We start from the raw sequence: 20,066 nt of genomic DNA on the forward strand, positions 1-20,066 counted from the left end.
GGGTGATAAACCAATGCAATACAATGAGATAAATTTTCGGCAGTTTTGCCAGCCGCGCCTGCGCCCTGCTACGGCGCCCGCTTTTCGTGCAGTTTCATCCGATCACAAAGGGATGATGTGCCTTCGCCAGATACTCACGGCACAGGCGCAGGCTCTCTTGTTCCCATTCATTGCCAAGGCTTTGCGCCATTTCCGTGGTGGCATGCGATCCGCGCCAGGCCAGCAACTGAATCCGCCGCTGAATAATCAGTGTCGGGATCACCGCCAGATCGGCATCGCTCACGTGACAAATACGTGCGTAACCTTCCAGCCAGTGGCGGACCCACGCCTGCGCCCGCGGATGATGTTCAACAAAACTGATCGCCGCCGCCGCATCATGCAGATACCAGCCCATACCGCAGTCATCAAAATCGATCACCCGGGTTTCACCTTTGTGCAACAGTAAATTCGTCAGGCGCAGATCGGCGTGGATCAGCCCGTAGCGCTGTGCACTCTTGCCGTAACTTTTCAGCACGCTGCCGGTGTGCGCCAGCGTCTCTTCAATCAGCGGGATCCCGGCCGCCGTCATGCCCGGCGCATCCTGCCAGCGGCCCCAGTGACCGTGCGGGCCGACCATGGTATCGCTGTCCCAGATAATACGGCGAAACCCGGCCGGATGCGGCCACTGACGGCTGTGCTGATGCAGGCGCGCAGTCACTTCCCCCAACTGAGCAAACGCCCGCGGATCCACATCCGTGGTTGGCATTTCGCCCTCAATCCAGCGAAAAATCACCACATTGCGGTTTTCAGTTTCGCTCACCGCGACAGTTTGCACAGCGGTACCATCCCGCCCTTTTACTGCCTCAGGCACCTGAATCTCGCTTTCACGCAGCGCATCCAGCCACGCCAGTTCACTCTCTATTTCATCCCGCTGGTGATAGCCACCCCGGTGAACACGCAGTGCATAACGTTCGCCGTCGGGGCAGCGCAGTAAAAAAGTGGCATTTTCCGACCGGCAGATCAGCGAAAGATGCCCTTGCAGATCAGGGGAATAGCGGCGCAATGCTTCTGTTGCCAGCAGATTCAGGCTGGTGTCATCGAGCATGTCAGATTGTTTTGCAGTCATCAGGTTCCACTCCGTACCGGTTAAATCAAATCGATATTGCGGATAGCCAGAATGGAAGGGGCGCGTTTTCGTCGCTTGACTCAGGAACAGCAAATGTTGACCGCAAAACACGCGTGACGCGCTGACGGCGAAAAGTTGACTGCAACGCACAGCAGTCAGCGCGCTGAGGTCAAGTTTTACCGCTTTCCCCGGCGCATTATCAAATCACCTTCCGCCGTCATGGCATTTTTTTGCACACCGGCAGTGACGTTGAAACCGCCTGTCAGGAGATGACTCTCATGTTGAAAACCAATGCGTTTGATGCCGCCAGCAGCGGCAATATTTCAGCCGACAATCTGGCGATGATAGAACGCCGCCGTCGTTTGCTGGGCCCGGCTTACCAGTTGTTCTACAAGAATCCAGTGCATCTGGTGCGCGGCGAAGGCGTGTGGGTGTATGACGCTGATGGCCGCCGTTATCTCGACGTCTACAACAACGTGCCTTCCGTTGGCCATTGCCATCCTCATGTGCTGGAAGCGCTGGTGCGTCAGGCATCCACGCTGAACACGCACACCCGTTATCTGCATGAAAATGTCCTGAACTTCGCCGAAAAACTGGTGGGCACCATGCCCGCTGAGCTGAGCCAGGTAATGTTCACCTGCACGGGCAGCGAATCTAACGATCTGGCGCTGCGTATCGCCGAAGATTTTACCGGCGGCACCGGCGTTATCGTCACCGAATTCAGTTATCACGGCATGACCAAAGCGATTGCCGGGCTATCGGCCTCGATGGGGCCATACGTTAAAGTGAACGGTGATGCGCGGGTGATTCCGGCACCGGTTCACCATCCGGCTAACCCGGCTGAAGTTGGCAAGCGCTTTGCCAACGACATCCGTGCCGCACTGGCGGATATGGATCGCCATGGCATCAAACCGGCGGCCCTGATGATCGACACCTTCTTCACCAGCGACGGCGGTTTCTTCGATCCGGCCGGTTTTCTGAAAGAAGCCATCGACGTTATTCACGAAGCCGGGGCGTTGTATATCGCCGACGAAGTCCAGCCGGGCTATGGCCGTTCCGGCGAACATATGTGGGGCTTCCAGCGCCACGGCGTGTTGCCAGATATCGTGACGCTCGGCAAACCGATGGGTAACGGACACCCGATGGCGGGCATCACTATTCAGCCGCACATCCTGGAACGCTTCGGCAGTGAATCGAGCTATTTCAATACCTTCGGCGGCAATACCGTGTCTTCTGCGGTCGGGCTGGCGGTGCTGGAAGTCATCGAGCAGGAAAATCTGATTGCCAGTGTCGGGCTGGCGGGTAAAGCCATTCTTGACGGCATCAACGCACTCTCTCAACGCTTCCCGGCGATTGGCAGCGTGCGTGGCGCAGGACTGTTCGTCAGCGTCGATTTCGTCAACGAAAACGGCGGGCCGGATTCCGTTACCGCGCTGGCGGTGGTCAACGCACTGCGCGAAGAAGGCGTGCTGATTGGCGCCTCCGGCCCGCATGCCAACATTTTGAAGATCCGCCCGCCGCTGGTCTTTACCGCAGAACACAGCCAGATCCTGGTCAATGCACTGGAAAACGTTCTGAGCAAGATGTTCTGACTGAAGCGGGTTACAAACGGAAAGGGCGCAAAATCTGCGCCCTTGAAGTTGATAAACGGATAATGGCTTACAACGCGAAACGTGATTGCGGCCAAAGCCAGGCAGCGCCGCGTACGCCGCTCGAATCACCGTGTACGGCTTTGAGGATCGGCGTTTCACATTCCCCGCCAAACACCCATTGTTTAATCAGCAGCGGCACCGTCTGATACAAACGATCCACGTTACTCATGCCGCCCCCAAAAACAATCACGTCCGGGTCGAGGATATTCACCACGTTCGCCAGCGCCTTGGCCAGACGACGCTCATAACGCCCGAGCGCCTGTTCTGCAGTTTCATCGCCCTGCTCCACCAGCGCAATAATCTCTGCGCCTTTGAGCCGCTGACCGGACAAACGAAAATAGTCTTCTGCAAAACCGGTGCCGGAAACAAAGGTCTCGACGCAGCCTGATTTCCCGCAGTAACACGGGACTTCACGGGCAAACTGCATTTCTTCTTCATCCTGCCACGGCAGCGGGTTATGCCCCCATTCCCCCGCATTGCCGTTGCCGCCCGCATGCGCCGCACCGTGAAGCGCCACACCGGAACCGCAACCGGTACCGATTATCACGGCAAATACGGTGTGACGGCCCGCGCCCGCGCCGTCAGTGGCTTCTGACACCGCCAGGCAATTGGCATCGTTGGCAATATGCACTTCGCGTTTTAACAGCAGCGCCAGATCCTCATCCAGCTGTTGTCCGTTCAGCCAGACCGAGTTGGAATTTTTCACCTTACCGGTAAATGGCGACAAGGTGCCGGGGATCCCCAGCCCCACGCTGCCACGTTGACCTGTGGCTTTTTCGGCGTCCAGCACCAGCCCTTCAATCGCTTTGAGCGTACGTTCGTAGTCATTTCTCGGCGTATCGACCCGTTTGCGAAACAGCTCTTTACCTTCATCAGATAACGCAATGACTTCTATTTTTGTGCCGCCTAAATCAATGCCAATTCGCACGTGTTGCTCTCCTTTTACACTTTGCAGGGTCAGTTTTTTTGAGTTTATTCAGTTTAGAAGCCAGACGCGACTGTCACCAGAATAAGCTGTTATGCAATGTTACAGGGTGCGGCGATTTCTTAACGACGGCTGACGCTCAATTGGTTATCATGCCGCCCTGCATTCATTTATTCAGCGTACCACGAGTGCGCCGGGACAGGGATAACGCCATGTTATGGTTTAAAAATTTGTTAGTTTACCGTTTGAGCCGTGAAGTTTCGTTATCTGCTGACGAAATGGAAAAACAGCTCAGTGCTTTCACCTTTACCCCGTGCGGCAGCCAGGACATGTCGAAAACCGGCTGGGTCTCACCGATGGGTTCCCACGGCGGCGACGCGCTGACGCATGTCAACGGTGGTCAGATCCTGATCTGCGCCCGTAAAGAAGAAAAAATCCTGCCTTCTCCGGTGATTAAACAGGAGTTACAGGCCAAAATTGAGCAGCTCGAAGGTGAACAACACCGCAAGCTGAAAAAGACTGAAAAAGATTCCCTGAAAGATGAAGTGCTGCACAGCCTGATGCCACGCGCCTTCAGCCGGTTCAGCCAGACATTCATGTGGATTGATACCGTTAACGGCCTGATCATGGTTGACGCCGCCAGCGCCAAGAAAGCCGAAGACATGCTGGCGCTGCTGCGTAAAAGCCTCGGTTCGCTGCCAGTGGTGCCGCTGACCATGGAAAGCCCGATCGAACTGACGCTGACCGAATGGGTGCGTTCCGGCGATACCCCCGCCGGTTTTACGCTGCAGGACGAAGCCGAGCTGAAAGCGATCCTGGAGGAAGGCGGCGTGATCCGCTGTAAGAAACAGGTGCTGGTCAGCGATGAAATCGCCACGCATATCGAGAACGGCAAACTGGTGACTAAGCTGGCGGTTGACTGGCAGGAACGTATCGCCGTGGTGCTGGCGGACGACGGCAGCATTAAGCGCCTGAAATTCAGCGACGTCATTCGTGATCAAAACGAAGATATCGACCGCGAAGACTTCGCTGGCCGTTTCGATGCAGATTTCGTGCTGATGACCGGTGAACTGGCAGCGCTGATCCAGAACCTGATCGAGGCATTAGGCGGCGAAGCGCAACGCTAAGACCGGATGCAAAACGTAAAAAAGGCGCTCATGAGCGCCTTTTCTGTGTCTGAAGAAGTTATTTAGTCAGATACTTACAGAGGTATGAGGTGGTTTCGCCGACCTGTAAGTTGAATTCACTTTTACCCGGAATGTAGAACGTCTCGCCTGGCTTAAATACCTGCCAGTCCGGCGATCCCGGGATCAACACTTTCAGTGAACCGCTGATCACCGTCATTTCTTCCGGCTTTGCGGTGCCGAAAGTATATTCACCGACGGCCATCACGCCAACACTGGCTGAACCCGTGCTTTCGCTGTCAAAACCAATCGACTTTACTTTCCCGTCAAAATACTCATTATTTTTCAACATAGATTGGCCCTTTGCGATAAATTTCAGAGCCTTCATATTAGGGGCAGAAAGCGCCTTCTGTCACTGATTATTACCGCTTTATCCGCACGAGACGACACCGCCCGCAAAGCGGTAGCGCTGATTTGATTTTACGGCCGCACAGTGCCATTGTGGGTAGCTGTTCGCCCCTCAGTCATACCTCAAACCACCAGTTCCGCCGCCAGTTTTGCCATCAGTACATTCGGTAACAGCACCGGAATATTCAGATATTTTTTCAGCACATCGAGGTGATGGCGGTTAAAACCGATGCAATCAAGCACCACGACTTCCGCACCCTGTTCAGCCAGATGCATCGCCGCGTCCGTCAGCGCCTGATCGTCAGAAAGATAAGGGCTGGCAACAGCAAAACAGGGCGCTTTGGCTAATTTTCGCCATTTGTTCGCCTGCTCAACCACCTGTGATTCAACCGGCACCACAATCCCCGCACGATGCTGACCGACTATTGAGGCGATCAACGGTGGAATAATGCGGTCAGGCTCCAGCAGCAGCGCATTGTTAGCATGCAGATGATGAAATTCGCCGGTGCAAAGCAGCAGAATGGTCATGCAACCCAGGGCTTCCAGTACGTCGATTTTTTCCTGTAATCCGCTTTCCACGCGGTGCGCAGCCATCGTAACCTGCGAACCATCCAGCAGGCGGGTGACCAGTACAGCGTCGCCCTCAGCAGCCGCATAACGCTGCTCTATTTGCTCCCTGCTTAACCCGTCGAGTAAGCCCACATGGGTGACTGACCCGGCCGGCAGATGTTCCATCAGCAGCGGCATAATGTCGCTGCGTGGTGCCTGTCCGATTGTTAACGTCGCAAGGGATGTCATCATCGTGTTACTTCCGGTTTTGCAGGTGACGCAAGCTTCCGTACAGCGACAACAGGAGTTGATATTCATCGGCATCAAAGAACTGACAAGTGCCGCGGCCAAACTCTTTCGCCACTTCAACAGCAAATTTTGCCGCCAGTGCGATATCCACTTCATGACTTGCCCCGGTGCCACAGCCCGGCACAACAGATTCCGCCGTAATAGCCACACCGACCACCGGCACGGTCGTCGCCGTTGACGGTTGCAGAATACTGTTCAGATGATGCACACCGTTGCCGTAAGGCGTGATGTCCTGCGTGGTAATCGGAAAAGTGACCGCCGGTTTGCCGCTGGTCATTTCCATGATGCGCAGCAAATCTTCAGAAACACGCAGGATGTAACCCTCTTTCACCGTCGGTGAAATGGCATAACCCTTGTGATTGATGATGCGGTTGCCTTTGGTGGTGTCGATAGACAGGATCGCGTCCACGCCGTCCACCACTTCGTTGTCGTTCATGGTCACGTCATCAATCGGCGAATCCATAAAATCGACCGGATCATGCGGACGGGTCGGTGCGTTCGGGCAAATGTGGGTAGTGATAATCACATCACCGTCGAGCACATCGCCCTTGCGCTGCATATCAGCCAGTTTAAGTGCGCTGGTGACAGCGGCAATCGCACCATCGCCATCAGAGACCAGACCGATACGCGTCGGACGCGCGCCAATCCCGCCCAGACGACCGATAATCCCAAGCGTGGGTGCCGTGCCGCCACTGCTTTTGCCCTGACTGCCCGGCACAGTGATACGCACAAAATCAGTGCCACCTTTCGGGCCGTCAGCGCGGTGTGTGCTGGCGGTAATACCCGGATAACGGGCGAACAAGTCCACAATGTCCTGACCGCTGACGTGGGCGCTGTCAATCAGTTCGAATACCGTTAATGTCTGTTGCAAACTCATCACTCAGTCCTCTTAAAACATCGCGACCGGCGTATTTCACGCAGTAGCCAAAACGGTCGCGGGTGCTGTTCATCGTGGAACAGTCAGGTGTTTAATGCTGGCTGAACATCAGCCCTGGTGTTGGTGCGGTACTCACTACTTTTTGGCACTGAAGATCGACGTGAAGAAACTGTAAAGCGCGTCACCGGCAATAAAACCTGCCGCCAGCACTTCCATTGGCGTACGCCCTTTTTCACCCCAGATCCGGATAATGATAATGCGCAGCACGATGCCGCAGACCACGGCCCATCCGGCCATCACGCTGTTGATCAGCAAACCGGTCGCCAGCAGTACGCCAAGCTGGCGTTTCGGTCCGCCAATCAGCTGAATCAATGCGCCCGGAATCGCCCAGATCAGCAGGCTGTGTGCAATGCCCGGCTGAGCACCGGCCTGAATGGTTTTGGCATAAACCCGCGCCACCGGCGGCACTAAATCCTGGGCGAAGTAACCGTAATGGGCGTACCACACCACCGGAATGGCGATGACAAATGCCAGCAATGCGGCGAATAACTGGATGCGGCGGCCGTAAAGTTCAGCCTGCAAATCTTTGCCATAACCGCGCAAAATAAATCCGGCTTTCAGATCAAAACCCATATCAGCAAATGCCGGACCGGTAGCGGCGGTAAAGCCCGTCAGGACGCATAACGCCAGCGGTGGGAAACCAATCAGAATACCGATAATTAAGGTAATCAGCGCCACGGCAAAGGCAGGGAACCAGCCGGAGTGCATCGCGGCAATCCCGACAATCAGCTCGTGAAAGAAGGCGGCAAAGGCGGCGTAAATCACGAACGCAATCAGCATGCTGACTGACATTTCACTGTACAGGCCGCCCGCCAGCGCCAGCAGTGCCGCGATGGCGATATAACCGAATGCGCCCAGCCCGAGTGCTTTACGCACCTCTTTCGCCGGTTGGGTAAAGGTCGTTTTGGCGTCGGCATGTTTAGCACGCACCACCTGAATCACCTGCAGCAGCGACACCAGCCCCGCGCCGACCATCATGCCGTGAGGAATATACAGCGCGTTGAGGTCCAGCCCGGCGACCGGCTGCGCATAAGCGCGGATCAGCAAGCCAATACCAAACATGCTGAGCGCCCAGATATTGCCGATAAACGCCGTGCCGAAAGCCGCCATCGGGATTTTCAGCATCGCTCCAGCCACACCAACAACCACGCCCGCGACCAGCAGCCAGGCCTGACGCCCGCCGTTATCACCGGCTTTAATCGCTTCAGCCGCCGCAACACCGGGTGGCCAGGCATTGCTGGCCGGGAACACTTTGGTGTCGAACAGGCGATAAAGCAGGTAGGCATCGAGCAACATCGCTGCGGCCACACCGGTAAACATCGGCATGATCAGTTGCGGCTGGCCCATGACATAAGGAATAGCGATCGGCATCAGCAAACTGTTTGCCGCACCAAAGGTCGCAGATGAAATGACGGTTTGCGCCAGATTCTGCGTATGAACAGAACGGTAGCGGTAAAAAGCCTGCATCGGAATGCGTGCCAGTAACATGGCAAACAGCGCGCCTATAATCGAGGTATTCGGCGTAACGCCTAAAGTAGTAATCAGCTGGACACCGATGATTGCGCCTAAAACAGACAACAGAATCATCACGATGAGAGTGCCAATATCCTTTAGCGGATTCTCCTTATTATTCTTTGCAGGTTGATCTGACATAAGGCCCCTGGTGTTGAGCAAGTATTTCACATAGCAAATAATCCGGGTCCGTTATTCGTCATTATCCTGACGGCTGCTACATGGCCGTTTTAGATAAATGCCAATACTCATCACCCAATTTTTCGGCAATTTGCCGGGTTACGGCAATCAGCCCTTCTTTTATTCCTTCCGGAATTTCTTTCCCCTGCGCCGGCGAAGGGAAAGATAAACATAATCCAACGGTTTCATTACGGTGCTTATTAAAAATACTGGTGGCTAAGGTACTTATTCCCAGCAACGTCTCATTGTTGGCAAATGACACCCCCGTCAGACGGACATCGGCCAGCCTGGCTAACAAAACCTCCTTGCTCTCAGGCGAATTAGCAGAATTCGCCTGATATTTTCCGCTAAACCGCGCCAGAACCTGATCATCGGTATAGCGCGAAAGGATCGCGCGCCCGATAGCCGTTTCGTGCGCGGGCAAAAGGCTTCCGGCCGGAGTAACCACTTGCAGATACGTTCTGCCGGGAAACATGCGCATCACCATAATGTCGCGCCCTTCCAGCATCGAGATATAACCCGTGCATTGCGTCAGCTGACTGAGTTGCGTCATATACGGCGACGCTAAATCCACCAGCGGGGCCGACAAATAATGGCTGGAGACGGCCAGTAATAATTGTCCGATGCGGTACAGACGGCTGTCCGGATCACGTTCCAGCAGCCCTTGCGTTTCCATCGTCATCAGCAGACGGGACACCGTACTTTTCGGTAATTTTAAATTTTCGACCACATCACTGAATGACAAACCGGGATGCCCCTGACTAATCCCCTGTTTTGAAAATAATTTCAGTACCGCAGCCGCATTTTCTAATGTGGTCATAAAGGAGTGAGTTCCGGTATATGGAACAAGGTTCCTGTTAAGTTAAATAAAAACTAAAGCTGATACGTGTCAGCGTCAAGTCGTTTATTTTTCACGCACAACACGTCAGGCAAATGAATATGCTTAAAGGAATTCTTAAATAGATGAAATTAAGAGTCAGGCAAGTTAAATGCCGAGTATTAATGAGGTGACGGACGTAAAACTCAGCAGATTATCGTGATTAAATATTGCGCAAAATATACAGGGCGATGGAGGCTTCAATGAGGATGATGGTGATCGACAGGAGGGCAGGCATCACCTTGGCATGCTGATTAAAAAACGACATCAGGGACTTCATCATGGGTTCCATTGTTAGAGGTTAAAGTAATCACCTGAGTTATTATGTTACGCCCACATATACATCAGTACAATACTTAAGCATACGTGATCCCCCTCACATGACATGGCCCGTTTTGTTTACACCGGTTCCTGATTCAAGCTTGAGTCACAACGTGCTGACATAAAAAAACGAGCCACCCGGGCTCGTTTTGTCAGGAGATGAGCGGAATTCAGCGCGCCATCGGCAACGCCAGTGCATCCAAAATCAGATTCACGACAGTCTGCGGCTCCTGAGTTCCGTCGACCACATGATGGGCGGACTCCTGATAAAGCGCTTCGCGCTCATTCAGGACTTCTGTCATTTCTTCAGCGATCGGCTTGCCCGTCAGCGTCGGGCGCTGATCTTCCAGTGGTGCATCTTCCAGACGGTTTGCCAGGGTAGATGCAGGGGAACGCAGATAAATGACCGTACCATTTTCACCCATAAAATCGCGATTTTCCTGGGACAGCACCACGCCTCCCCCTGTGGCAACCACGGTCAGTGGCGAGGAAATGGCTTTTAGTGTCTCAGTTTCACGACGGCGGAAACCTTCCCAGCCTTCGCGCTCAACAATATCTGCCACGCTGAGACCAGAAGCGCACAGTAACGCCAGATCGGTATCGACAAATTTGTAGCCCAGTGCTTTCGCCAGAGCGCTGCCAACCGTCGTTTTACCTGCACCGCGTGCGCCGACCATGAAAATGGTTTGTGTCATTACCGCTATCCTTTATTCCCCGGGAGCCGTTAGCCCGCCTGATGAAAATCCATCATCAATATGAAGTGTGAGTGTCAGAAGTGGGTCATTGCACTGCCCTGCCGATGTACTCGCCAGATAGTACAACAAAAAAGCCTCACTGGCAGATTTTTGTCACCTGCCGGTGAAGCTTCTGTAGCGTTTTATTTACGCCGTTCAGGGCATCATACTGAAAAATCCTTGCTGCGCAATGGCCTGCAATAAGCTTTGCGAGCTCTATCCCCTAAGTGGCTGTATCAGCGAGGTTTACAGATATACACGAGTGCGGGCGGAAAATTCTTCACTACCCGGATTTTTTTCCAGGTGAAGTAACGTGATAACAATTTCTCTGACAGCTGGCTGTACTGGAATAAAACCAGCACGCCGTCTTTATCTTTCAGCTGTTGCCGTGTGGTCTGCAGAATCCTGATGCTGGTACGCAAAGGCATCGACAGCAGCGGCAGGCAGGAAAACACGGCGTCATACTGCGTGCTCATGTGCTCGGCAGAATGCGCCATCACCTGCAAACGACTATCTTTCATCTGATTAAGCTTACGCACAAACGCGGGCTGTATTTCAAAAGCCTCAAGCCTGGCATCTGCCCGCATACGGCTCAGGATGCGGCGGGTCAGAACACCGTCGGCCGCGCCCAGTTCGGCGATAGCCAGCGATGTTGTCCAGTCAATCTGGCTGAGCATCGCATGGCACAACCACGGCGACGAGGGCATCAGCGTCCCCATCGTGCGTGGTGAACTAATAAAATTCTGCAAATAAAAAAACTGATTCTGAATCGAAATCCCGGTGTTCTTAATCGTCATTCTTGCGGCATTTAACATTCAAACGTCCTCCTGGGGATATAGACCCTTATATCATCTTTAAATTCTTAAGAAATGATTAATAAGGGAATAAATCGCCTGAAAGGTTCATATAAAATAAATTACATGGGATGATTCTCAAAATAAATGTGATAAGAAGCGTGATACAGGGAATAGAAAAGGCCAATGTCAGGTGACATTGGCCTTCTCAACTTCATATAACGTCATTGAAACTAATAAGAATCAGACGAATTAAACGACTCGTTTAAAACACCAGATTTTTATTTATACAATTCAACGCTTGCCCGGGTCAGACTTGAATCCCCCGGTGTGTCTGCACCGATCACACGGTAGTGATTTGCACCTTTATCTGAGGCAATCTGGTTCAGCTGGTCATGCAAGCTGCCCGGAACCGTATTCGGCGCGCTCACAGACACAGTGCCCAATGACTGGTAATTACCACTTTGCGCCTGCATTTCTGTAATAGGCGTTGCAGCCAGGGCTGAGAATGAAGCAACAGTAATAGCAACAGCTGTAATTGCAGGTAACAGTTTCATATTACGCACCTTTCTTTCGTTAGTTTCGTTAATTAATGGGGCGGAAGCAATCCGTTGAATTAATTATCGGCGAATCAATGAAAGCGGACGTAATCGAATGTAAAGAAATTCAACCATTGTGGTAAAAATAAGGAGACAACGAAAGTAATCTTTTCAGTCACTCTAACTGCCGCAGAAATAGAGATATTTAATGGAGAAAGTATGGAGAGTTTTCAAAGTTATTTATAACCCGCACAACTTTTGCACAAATCGACGCCGGCATGCAATCACTGTTATGATTATTTTGTATGAATTTTCTGTTGCTGTGATCGCCTGCACTGTCAGGGCTACAGAGTTCGGTTTCCCGCGCGCGCGGAGAACCTTTGCATAATCATAATGATGAAAGGGAGTATTTATGGCGGGTGGTAGTCTTCTGGCCTTAATCGATGATATCGCATCGATTCTTGATGATGTGGCGGCAATGAGTAAAGTCGCTGCAAAAAAAACAGCCAGCGTGCTGGGTGATGATCTGGCGCTGAATGCACAACAGGTCACGGGAGTGAAAGCCGATCGCGAATTGCCGATCGTCTGGGCCGTTGCCAAAGGCTCGATGATCAACAAAGCCATTCTGGTTCCGCTGGCCTTACTGATCAGTGCGTTTATTCCCTGGGCCATCACCCCGTTGCTGATGATTGGCGGTGCCTATCTGTGCTACGAGGGTTTCGAAAAAATCGCCCATAAACTGATGCCGGGCGGGCATCATGAAGAAGAAAAACCGGCAGCCGCCGAAATAAAAAATGAAACAGAGGCTAAAACGCACGAAAAAGATAAGGTCAAAGGCGCGGTGCGCACCGACTTTATTCTTTCGGCTGAAATCATCGTAATCTCGCTGGGTATTGTTTCATCGGCGCCGTTCCTTAATCAGGTTACCGTGATGGTGCTGATTGCGGTGGCAATGACTATCGGGGTTTACGGGCTGGTCGGTGCGATAGTCAAAATTGACGACGCAGGTTTGTACCTGAGCAAGCTTGCCGGTGAAAGCAGCATCATGAAAGGTGTACGCGCCTTTGGCCGCGGCATCGTGAATCTCGCCCCCTGGCTGATGAAAATGCTTTCTGTCGTCGGCACCATCGCCATGTTCCTGGTCGGCGGCAGTATCATCAGCCACGGTCTGCCATTTATGCACAGCCTGATTGAGCCTCTGACGCACGGGCACGAAAGCTGGGTGAATACACTGATTACCGGTGCCACTGATTTAGTGGTGGGCCTGATTGTCGGTGCCGCCGTGCTGGCGCTGGTGATGACTGGACAGAAGGTGTTCGGTAAAAAATCATAATGCAGAAACATTGCGCCCTTCCTTATGCCGGAGGGCGCAATTCACCGCTATTCCCTTCAGTTCTTCGACGCCACCAGCATCATGATATCGCTGGTGAATGTGCCGTCAGGCTGGATCTCAAAATGTTTTACCACGTCGTCAGACATCTTTTTTTGCAGCTCGCGGATAGCGACGGCGAAATGTTCAGGCGTGCGCATGCGGGCGATCCAACTGGTGAACTCCAGCGGCAAACGATCTGTCGTCACTTCACGCGCAACCAGCCCGGCTTCAGCCACCATGTTCAGCCATTCGCCTGGTGAATAGTTGCAAACATGCGAGGTGTCGCGCAGCACTTCCACGGTTTGCAGATAAATATTCAGCAACGGATGCCCCGGCGACACCACATCCATCATGATAAATTTCCCGCCCGGCTTCAGCACACGCGCCACTTCACGCAGCGCCTGCCCGACATCATGCCAGTGGTGCGCGGAATAGCGGCTGATAATCACATCCGCGCTGCGGTCGTCGAACGGCAGCGATTCCGCCACGCCCTGTTGCACGGTGATATTCGTCAGTTGCTTATCCCGCGCAGCCTGTGCAACCACGTCCAGCATCTGTGACGACAAATCGTAAGCAATCACATTTTTAACCACACCTGCTGCGACAAAGCTGGCGTGCCCTGCCCCACAACCCAGATCAATGACCCGCGCCTCGTTATAGGGTGCCAGCAACCCCGCCAGACGGTGTAAATCAGCGCCCTGCGAGTGAACCGCACTGGTCAGATAATCCTGAGCCTGTGAACCAAACTGCTTATCTACGGCCTGACTGTGAGTATTTTTTGTGTTCATCATTGCTCCTGTCTGTCTTGTTTTTGTAATAAGAATGCGGGTTTCAAATGACCTCAAAATCACTATAGGCATTGTTCTATACGGGTACAATATGAGCGTTTATACTGGTATCAATTACACCCTGTTTAAGTGAATATTATGATTGATAACGCAGAGTCGCTCAGCGGACCGAAAGCGCTGGGCACGTTTTTACGGACTCACCGCGAACGCGTGACGCCGGAAATGGTCGGGCTTCCCGGTTCACCACGCCGCAGAACCAGCGGTTTGCGCCGCGAAGAACTGGCACAAATCAGCGGGATCAGCGCAACGTGGTATACGTGGATTGAACAGGGGCGCGATGTGTCCATTTCCGCTGCGACCCTTGACAGCCTGGCCAAAGCGCTGCGCATGGAACCTGCGGCACGAGAGTATTTATTCAGTCTGGCGTCGGTGAAAGATCCGCAGGTATTACCCTCTTCCGGCGCACCGGACGCCAGCCTGAAAGAGTGTGTCAGTCAGTTCGCCTGCCCCGGTTATCTGCTCGACAGTAGCTGGAATGTACTGGCGTGGAATCCGCAAGCGGAGGCGTTGTTCAGTGGCTGGCTGGGGGTTGATGAACACCCTAATTTGCTGGATTTTATGTTCCTGCATCCGCTGGCACGCCAGTTGGTCACAAACTGGCCGGAACGCGCCAAACGTGTAGTGGCGGAGTTTCGTGCCGAGACCAGCCATTACGCCCATTCTGAAACAGTCCGTCAGTCGGTAATCAGCCTGCGCGATCGCAGTCACGAGTTCAATCAGTGGTGGTCGCAGCAGGAAGTGCTGGCGCGTGAAGGCGGTGAACGCCGTTTTCATCATCCGCTTCAGGGCGAAATCTGTTACCGGCAACAGACATTTTTCCCTGCCGGATATGCAGAATGTAAGCTGGTGATTCTGGTGCCGGAAGCGTAAAAAACGAGGGTGGCCAGCTTGCTGTTTTTTCTCGTTTAACTGGCGTTTTCACCAATTGACATACAGATGCCGGATATGTGAGGCTGATTTTTTTGGTTTCCTAAAATAATTGGTTTCCTCCATGACAGGATAATGCCCATGATGACTCGCCAGATCTATCAGGATGAAGAATTCGAAATTCGTGTAGCGACCGAACTTGAGGCCGTCACGCATTTAGCGGCGGTTAAAGCCTCCGTGAAGGAAATTGGCGCATGGGAATCCTGGTGTACGGATAAATATTCGCTTGAAGACAGCCGGAAATATCTGGCCGACAGCGAGCAGAAACGCCATCGCGGCGCAGAATTCAATTTCTGTGTATTTGAGCGCTCAGGCGGTAATCTGATTGGCAGTGTGGGCATCAACCGCATCACGCCGGAGTATAAATTCGCCAATCTCGGTTACTGGATCCGCACCGGTTATACCGGCCGCGGACTGGCGACGCTGGCAGCCAGATCGGCGGCGCGCTTTGCGTTTACCGAGCTGGAGCTGACCCGTCTGGAAATCGTGGTAATGGAAGGCAATGACCACAGCCGACGGGTGGCGGAAAAAACGGGCGCGATATCAGAAGGTCTGCACCGCAACCGGCTTTATTATCACGGCCAGCCGCGTGACGCCTGGATGTATTCCCTGATCCCGGGCGATCTCTGAGACTGGTTTCACAAAAAGATAAGGCAACAGAACATGACTTTTTCTACCCATACCGTATCTACCGACTGGCTGGCGAAGAATCTGAACTCACCGGACGTGGTCATTATCGATTGTCGTAAATCCAAACCGGGCATTACACCGCCCCTAGATTTCCACGCAAAATATCTCGAAGCGCATATTCCCAATGCGATTTATGTGGAAGTCGACAGCATCTCTGATTGCACGACCGGCCTGCCACACATGATGCCGACAGCGGAAGAATTCGCTGCGTCGATGAGCCGTTTAGGCGTGGCCGATACGCAAACCATCGTCCTTTATGACGAAGGCGATTTATTCTCCGCGCCACGCGTGTGGTGGATGCTGACCAGTTTCGGAGCCAAAAGCGTACGCGTGCTGGATGGCGGTCTGAACGCATGGATTGCCGAAGGTAAGCCGGCGCAAAGTGGCGAGCACACCCGCGTGCCCACGACGTTCAACGCCGGACTGGTGCGTCCGGTGGTCGTGAGCGCAGAACAGGTCAAAGATGCCATCGGTAACGTGCAGATTATCGACGCCCGTTCACTGGCGCGTTTCAAAGCCGAGGCACCGGAACCGCGTCCCGGGCTGCACGGCGGTCATATTCCCGGCAGCCTGAGTGTTCCGTTTACCGAATTGACGCAGGACGGACACCTGAAATCACCGCAGGATCTGAAGGCAACGTTTGAGCGTCTGGGTGTGGATCTGAATAAACCGGTGATCACCAGTTGCGGATCCGGCGTGACGGCCGCCGCACTGGCATTTGGGCTGGATTCTCTGGGTGTTAAAGACGTGCTGCTGTATGACGGTTCGTGGGCTGAATGGGGCGATATTAACGAAGATTTTCCGATCGAAACGCACTGATCCCATGATGCAGAAAAACGACAACCGGGCACCGTGCCCGGTTTTTTTATGTCGTTTTTTGCAATGCAGGCATCAGCTCACTGACGCCAAACGCCTGAGCTAATGCTTTCATCTGGCTGATGACGCGGTAAGCCTGCCGCGGCACTTCGGTAAATCCTTCAATAAGTAAGGGATGACTGATCGGTTCATCCACGATGTCATGTAACGCCTGCCGCAAAATTGCCAGATCCTCCGCAGAGGTCTCCGGAGAAGTAATCAACGGTAAACCCGGTACAGCAGCCGTTTGTCCGATCACCGCCAGCCCGCTGAGGGAGCGGGGTTCGCTACGGCGCAGGAGTTCCAGCGTCACGCAGTCAATTGCCGCCAGGTCGGCGAGATTCTGCTGAACGTAATGAAGCGATTCGCGGTGGCTGCCGGTCGCCGTCGCCCGCGAGAAAAATGCTCCGTCTTGGGCCAGCGGCGCGACCAGTGCACGCAGGCTGTTATAACCTGACTGGGAGTCGGTGCTGTTAAACGCCAGCCGCCGGTGACGGAAACCGGCCAGATGCAATCCGGCATCCTCCTCACGCGCCAGCAAAAAACTACGGTAACGGAAACCATCGCAACCGGGGGCGTGATAACTGAATGTGCCTACCAGCTGAACCTGCGGCAAGCTTTCCATCAGCGGGAAACCGCAGGTCTGGCTGAGCAGTAAATCCGGCGCCTGCCAATGTGAGAATAAATCCTGCGGCCAGTTAAGCCTGTCCGGCGTGGAGGCGAGGCCAAGTTGCCTGAGTTTTTGGCGTAACACTCCGGCGAACGCTTCCACATCAGCGGGAGAAACCGCGTACATCGGCAAAGACATCAGCATCATCTGGCCACTCCGTCAGGGGGTATCCTGCTGATAATCATAGTCGCCTGGCACGGATTGCGCCGGAGATTTCCCGGCGGCAAAAGGATGAGCTTCGACGTCAACGGGTGTCTGCGTGTGGTCACGGAACCACTGGCGATAGCCGTGCACCACAAAACCCCCGCTGCGCTGAATATAGGCTTCGCGGTCAGAGACATAGATCTGGCGCAGCGCATACCATGGCACGCCGGGTAAATCGTGATGCACCAGATGATAATTCAGATTCAGAAACAGTAAACGCCACAAAAAACCGGCTTCATTCAGCGTTGATCTGGCCTGCGGCGCATGCTCTGCGCGATGCTCAAAGAAAGAACGAACTTTGGTCAGACTGAGTGCCGGATAACTTACTGCGAAAATAAAATACAGCGGCGACAGCCCGCGTTGCGCCATCCCGCTGAACACAACCACCAGCAATGCGCCATGTATCAGCCACATCCCCACTGTGCGCCACTCACCGCGTAACACGGCTATCAGCGCGCCGGTCAGCGTACTGACGATATCCAGTAACGGGCCAATGAGCATTCTTCCCGGCAAGGTATTGCGCAGACGGACAACGGCCTTCATGGCGGGCGACAGAGTTTCCCAACTGGCGCGGCTGAAATAATAGGCTTCAGGATCATCGCCGGGCAGCGTCAGATGTTCATTGCGGTGATGTTGCAGATGCGTGTCGCGATACAGGCCATAGGGATACCAGACCGCCAGCGGCAGCGTGCCAATCAGCTGATTCAGCCAGGGTTTGCGGGTCGGATGCCCGTGGATGAGTTCATGTTGCAGCGACATATACCAGGTCGTGAACCAGATAAGCACAGGCGTTGCGAGCCATGGCCCGAGATTATTCCAGAAATACACTGCCGCAAACCAGCCGCTGTAAACCGAGACAATCAGTAGCCAGGTGGGGATTTCCCACCGCCACCAGAAATGGTGTGAGCGGAGGGTGATTTTGGCCCGCTGACGGGCGCTGAGGTAAAACGAAGAGGACGCCATAATGTGCCAGAGTCAGGGAACCTGACACATTATCGGGTAACGAATGGATGCCGCTAACTAACTTAAATCACTATCTATTGCCAGCTAGCGGCTAACAGACTCAGCCCTTCATATCTTTTTGTAGTGCCTGAGTAAATTGTTCCATCGGGCAGAAGCCCTGTTTGTCGGTGGTACATCCTTCAATGTGCAGCGTCACACGTTCCGGCGGATTTTTCAGACTCAGCGCCACATTGTTGCGGATCTGACGGGCGGTCGGATAAACGTATTCAATTTTCATCAGATCCTTATCCGCTTTCTTGTCATGCCAGCGCTGGAAGACCACCGTGCCGCTGATAGGCGTCCGCTCGTACTGCCCCGGCAACTGATAATCCTGCGTTTTCAGTGCGGCCAGCAAGGAAGCGATATTCGAATCGTGCCCGACCAGCACCGCCAGTTTTGCCTGTTGCGCGGCTTTCTGATCGGCGGTTGACGCCAGTTTCGGGTCCAGCGCACCGGCAATAAAGGTCAGCAATGGTTTAGCCGCGTTGGCAGCAATCGCCGGCGAGCCGAAAAGTGTTTCGTGATACAGATTTTTGATGGTTTCCAGCTTCGTCCATTGGTCTGGCGTATCAATTTTACCCCAGGCAACATCCTTCATCGGGAAACCTTCGTAGTACTGCAACATGAACGCATCGGTCGCCCCGGTGGCCATACGCAGCGGGCCGGTAATGCCCGGTTCTTTGCCCTGTGTCAGCACCACGTCTGACGGCTGCGAAGCCAGATCGCACTGCTGTTTCTCTTTACAGATTTTACTGTTTTTATAATCGAGGATGCTTTCCAGCAACTGATAGTTCGGCTTGAGACGCTGATTCAATCCCGTCAGACCGCCCTCGCCTGCGTGCTGACTAATGGAATTCAGCGCACTGGTTTTGAAGGTATCGTTCACTTCTGCGGTAATAATCGGGTTAAACACCGGATCCATCTTGCCGATTTCTACGCGGTTAAGCACCGCGACATCGCAGCCGGGAAAAGCGCCGGTGGTGAAGTGTTTCGCGGTATCAATGGTGCGCGGCAAACTGTTGGCGTAGGTAAAGACCTGCGCATTTTCAGGGCACCCGGCGGCAGGCAGCAGTTTGTCTTTCGCCAGCCAGGCACGGAAATAATGCCCCATATGTTCGGAAACCTGACCGCCTTTCGGTGTCAGCAAACCGCCTTCGGTTTTCCATACCGGCCAGGTGTGTGTTGTCGATTCGGCCAGCACATCGCCATAATTGACCAACGGGGCGCGGATACCGTGCCGGCTAAGCACCAGAACCTGTTGCAGTTCTAAATTATCGGACTGGGCGGCCTGAGCGACGGGCAACGTGAGAGGTAAAACGCAGGCAAGTGCAGACAATGCAAAATAACGGGATGCTTTTTTCACGAGTGATCCTCTTGATGAAGTGTTTTGTAGATTCCCTGAAAACAAAAACACCGCAGAAGCCAACAGATTGATTCCTGCGGTGAATTTTTAGCATAGTGGAATATTCATCAGAAGTGGGGGATCAGGTTCACAACCTGTGGCCGGGCTTTGTACAGTCACAAAAAACGCA

At 53.6% G+C, this 20,066-nt stretch carries 20 protein-coding genes; 6 read left to right on the forward strand and 14 right to left on the reverse strand.

What is annotated here, in order from left to right; genetic code table 11:
* Positions 1–94: 94 nt before the first annotated feature.
* Positions 95–1,105, reverse strand: coding sequence for a phosphotransferase enzyme family protein (locus tag GW591_RS11880; RefSeq protein WP_112198706.1), 1,011 nt, complete (start codon positions 1,103–1,105; stop codon positions 95–97).
* A gap of 278 nt (positions 1,106–1,383) precedes the next feature.
* On the opposite strand from GW591_RS11880, the gene GW591_RS11885 reads away from it, so the two are divergent.
* A complete protein-coding gene (locus GW591_RS11885; RefSeq protein ID WP_153374562.1) occupies positions 1,384–2,697 on the forward strand; it encodes an aspartate aminotransferase family protein in 1,314 nt (437 codons plus the stop codon).
* A gap of 67 nt (positions 2,698–2,764) precedes the next feature.
* On the opposite strand, the gene mak is transcribed toward GW591_RS11885, so the two are convergent.
* The gene (gene mak, locus GW591_RS11890) at positions 2,765–3,685 is read right to left on the reverse strand and encodes a fructokinase (protein ID WP_013576686.1); all 921 of its coding nucleotides are present in this window, start codon (positions 3,683–3,685) and stop codon (positions 2,765–2,767) included.
* A 209-nt stretch (positions 3,686–3,894) separates the two neighbouring features.
* Here mak and rdgC point away from each other — a divergent pair, with 209 nt between their 5' ends.
* Positions 3,895–4,809 carry a recombination-associated protein RdgC gene (gene rdgC / locus GW591_RS11895; RefSeq protein ID WP_112151734.1) on the forward strand — a complete coding sequence of 305 codons (915 nt, stop codon included), beginning with the start codon at positions 3,895–3,897 and terminating at the stop codon, positions 4,807–4,809.
* A 58-nt stretch (positions 4,810–4,867) separates the two neighbouring features.
* Here the strand turns inward: rdgC and ppnP are convergent, their stop codons facing one another.
* The 8 genes from ppnP to GW591_RS11935 form a co-directional block, all read right to left on the reverse strand.
* Positions 4,868–5,158: a pyrimidine/purine nucleoside phosphorylase gene (gene ppnP, locus GW591_RS11900; protein ID WP_013576688.1), complete on the reverse strand. Its 291-nt coding sequence runs from the start codon at positions 5,156–5,158 to the stop codon at positions 4,868–4,870.
* Between the two features lie 179 nt (positions 5,159–5,337).
* Complete coding sequence (locus tag GW591_RS11905; protein WP_037036786.1) at positions 5,338–6,015, reverse strand: AroM family protein; 678 nt, start codon at positions 6,013–6,015, stop codon at positions 5,338–5,340.
* A gap of 4 nt (positions 6,016–6,019) precedes the next feature.
* A complete protein-coding gene (locus GW591_RS11910) occupies positions 6,020–6,949 on the reverse strand; it encodes a DUF1177 domain-containing protein (RefSeq protein WP_112151735.1) in 930 nt (309 codons plus the stop codon).
* A gap of 135 nt (positions 6,950–7,084) precedes the next feature.
* Positions 7,085–8,662 carry an OPT/YSL family transporter gene (locus GW591_RS11915; RefSeq protein ID WP_037036782.1) on the reverse strand — a complete coding sequence of 526 codons (1,578 nt, stop codon included), beginning with the start codon at positions 8,660–8,662 and terminating at the stop codon, positions 7,085–7,087.
* A gap of 76 nt (positions 8,663–8,738) precedes the next feature.
* Complete coding sequence (locus tag GW591_RS11920; RefSeq protein WP_166860631.1) at positions 8,739–9,521, reverse strand: IclR family transcriptional regulator; 783 nt, start codon at positions 9,519–9,521, stop codon at positions 8,739–8,741.
* A 548-nt stretch (positions 9,522–10,069) separates the two neighbouring features.
* Positions 10,070–10,594, reverse strand: a complete 525-nt coding sequence (gene aroL, locus GW591_RS11925; protein WP_013576694.1) for a shikimate kinase AroL — start codon at positions 10,592–10,594, stop codon at positions 10,070–10,072.
* A 275-nt stretch (positions 10,595–10,869) separates the two neighbouring features.
* On the reverse strand, positions 10,870–11,448 hold the full coding sequence (locus GW591_RS11930; RefSeq protein ID WP_013576695.1) for a class I SAM-dependent methyltransferase: 579 nt from the start codon (positions 11,446–11,448) through the stop codon (positions 10,870–10,872).
* A gap of 260 nt (positions 11,449–11,708) precedes the next feature.
* Positions 11,709–11,984, reverse strand: a complete 276-nt coding sequence (locus tag GW591_RS11935) for a YdgH/BhsA/McbA family protein (protein ID WP_013576696.1) — start codon at positions 11,982–11,984, stop codon at positions 11,709–11,711.
* A gap of 394 nt (positions 11,985–12,378) precedes the next feature.
* On the opposite strand from GW591_RS11935, the gene GW591_RS11940 reads away from it, so the two are divergent.
* Complete coding sequence (locus GW591_RS11940; RefSeq protein ID WP_013576697.1) at positions 12,379–13,299, forward strand: DUF808 domain-containing protein; 921 nt, start codon at positions 12,379–12,381, stop codon at positions 13,297–13,299.
* 56 nt (positions 13,300–13,355) lie between these two features.
* On the opposite strand, the gene GW591_RS11945 is transcribed toward GW591_RS11940, so the two are convergent.
* Complete coding sequence (locus GW591_RS11945) at positions 13,356–14,126, reverse strand: class I SAM-dependent methyltransferase (protein ID WP_013576698.1); 771 nt, start codon at positions 14,124–14,126, stop codon at positions 13,356–13,358.
* Positions 14,127–14,264: 138 nt separating this feature from the next.
* Between GW591_RS11945 and GW591_RS11950 the strand changes: the two genes are divergently transcribed.
* The 3 genes from GW591_RS11950 (at position 14,265) to sseA (ending at position 16,622) form a co-directional block, all read left to right on the forward strand.
* A complete protein-coding gene (locus GW591_RS11950; RefSeq protein ID WP_119261903.1) occupies positions 14,265–15,056 on the forward strand; it encodes a helix-turn-helix transcriptional regulator in 792 nt (263 codons plus the stop codon).
* A 138-nt stretch (positions 15,057–15,194) separates the two neighbouring features.
* Positions 15,195–15,743, forward strand: coding sequence for a GNAT family N-acetyltransferase (locus tag GW591_RS11955; RefSeq protein ID WP_112151736.1), 549 nt, complete (start codon positions 15,195–15,197; stop codon positions 15,741–15,743).
* Between the two features lie 33 nt (positions 15,744–15,776).
* Positions 15,777–16,622, forward strand: coding sequence for a 3-mercaptopyruvate sulfurtransferase (gene sseA, locus GW591_RS11960; protein ID WP_119261904.1), 846 nt, complete (start codon positions 15,777–15,779; stop codon positions 16,620–16,622).
* A 46-nt stretch (positions 16,623–16,668) separates the two neighbouring features.
* Here sseA and GW591_RS11965 read toward each other — a convergent pair whose 3' ends face one another.
* The 3 genes from GW591_RS11965 to agp all read right to left on the reverse strand — a co-directional run bounded on the left by GW591_RS11965 (position 16,669) and on the right by agp (position 19,897).
* The gene (locus GW591_RS11965; RefSeq protein WP_166860634.1) at positions 16,669–17,475 is read right to left on the reverse strand and encodes a phosphate/phosphite/phosphonate ABC transporter substrate-binding protein; all 807 of its coding nucleotides are present in this window, start codon (positions 17,473–17,475) and stop codon (positions 16,669–16,671) included.
* 12 nt (positions 17,476–17,487) lie between these two features.
* Complete coding sequence (locus GW591_RS11970; RefSeq protein WP_166860637.1) at positions 17,488–18,495, reverse strand: fatty acid desaturase; 1,008 nt, start codon at positions 18,493–18,495, stop codon at positions 17,488–17,490.
* A gap of 100 nt (positions 18,496–18,595) precedes the next feature.
* On the reverse strand, positions 18,596–19,897 hold the full coding sequence (gene agp / locus GW591_RS11975) for a bifunctional glucose-1-phosphatase/inositol phosphatase (protein WP_134706822.1): 1,302 nt from the start codon (positions 19,895–19,897) through the stop codon (positions 18,596–18,598).
* Positions 19,898–20,066 lie beyond the last annotated feature (169 nt).

The organism is Rahnella aceris, from assembly GCF_011684115.1.
Lineage (GTDB): Bacteria > Pseudomonadota > Gammaproteobacteria > Enterobacterales > Enterobacteriaceae > Rahnella > Rahnella aceris.

Excerpts from the sequence above, each read along its gene's own strand:
- GW591_RS11880 (WP_112198706.1), bottom strand. The coding sequence starts at position 1,105 with ATGACTGCAAAACAATCTGACATGCTCGATGACACCAGCCTGAATCTG.
- GW591_RS11885 (WP_153374562.1), top strand. The coding sequence starts at position 1,384 with ATGTTGAAAACCAATGCGTTTGATGCCGCCAGCAGCGGCAATATTTCA.
- rdgC (WP_112151734.1), top strand. The coding sequence starts at position 3,895 with ATGTTATGGTTTAAAAATTTGTTAGTTTACCGTTTGAGCCGTGAAGTT.
- ppnP (WP_013576688.1), bottom strand. The coding sequence starts at position 5,158 with ATGTTGAAAAATAATGAGTATTTTGACGGGAAAGTAAAGTCGATTGGT.
- GW591_RS11905 (WP_037036786.1), bottom strand. The coding sequence starts at position 6,015 with ATGATGACATCCCTTGCGACGTTAACAATCGGACAGGCACCACGCAGC.
- GW591_RS11910 (WP_112151735.1), bottom strand. The coding sequence starts at position 6,949 with ATGAGTTTGCAACAGACATTAACGGTATTCGAACTGATTGACAGCGCC.
- GW591_RS11915 (WP_037036782.1), bottom strand. The coding sequence starts at position 8,662 with ATGTCAGATCAACCTGCAAAGAATAATAAGGAGAATCCGCTAAAGGAT.
- GW591_RS11920 (WP_166860631.1), bottom strand. The coding sequence starts at position 9,521 with ATGACCACATTAGAAAATGCGGCTGCGGTACTGAAATTATTTTCAAAA.
- aroL (WP_013576694.1), bottom strand. The coding sequence starts at position 10,594 with ATGACACAAACCATTTTCATGGTCGGCGCACGCGGTGCAGGTAAAACG.
- GW591_RS11930 (WP_013576695.1), bottom strand. The coding sequence starts at position 11,448 with ATGTTAAATGCCGCAAGAATGACGATTAAGAACACCGGGATTTCGATT.
- GW591_RS11935 (WP_013576696.1), bottom strand. The coding sequence starts at position 11,984 with ATGAAACTGTTACCTGCAATTACAGCTGTTGCTATTACTGTTGCTTCA.
- GW591_RS11940 (WP_013576697.1), top strand. The coding sequence starts at position 12,379 with ATGGCGGGTGGTAGTCTTCTGGCCTTAATCGATGATATCGCATCGATT.
- GW591_RS11945 (WP_013576698.1), bottom strand. The coding sequence starts at position 14,126 with ATGAACACAAAAAATACTCACAGTCAGGCCGTAGATAAGCAGTTTGGT.
- GW591_RS11950 (WP_119261903.1), top strand. The coding sequence starts at position 14,265 with ATGATTGATAACGCAGAGTCGCTCAGCGGACCGAAAGCGCTGGGCACG.
- GW591_RS11955 (WP_112151736.1), top strand. The coding sequence starts at position 15,195 with ATGATGACTCGCCAGATCTATCAGGATGAAGAATTCGAAATTCGTGTA.
- sseA (WP_119261904.1), top strand. The coding sequence starts at position 15,777 with ATGACTTTTTCTACCCATACCGTATCTACCGACTGGCTGGCGAAGAAT.
- GW591_RS11965 (WP_166860634.1), bottom strand. The coding sequence starts at position 17,475 with ATGATGCTGATGTCTTTGCCGATGTACGCGGTTTCTCCCGCTGATGTG.
- GW591_RS11970 (WP_166860637.1), bottom strand. The coding sequence starts at position 18,495 with ATGGCGTCCTCTTCGTTTTACCTCAGCGCCCGTCAGCGGGCCAAAATC.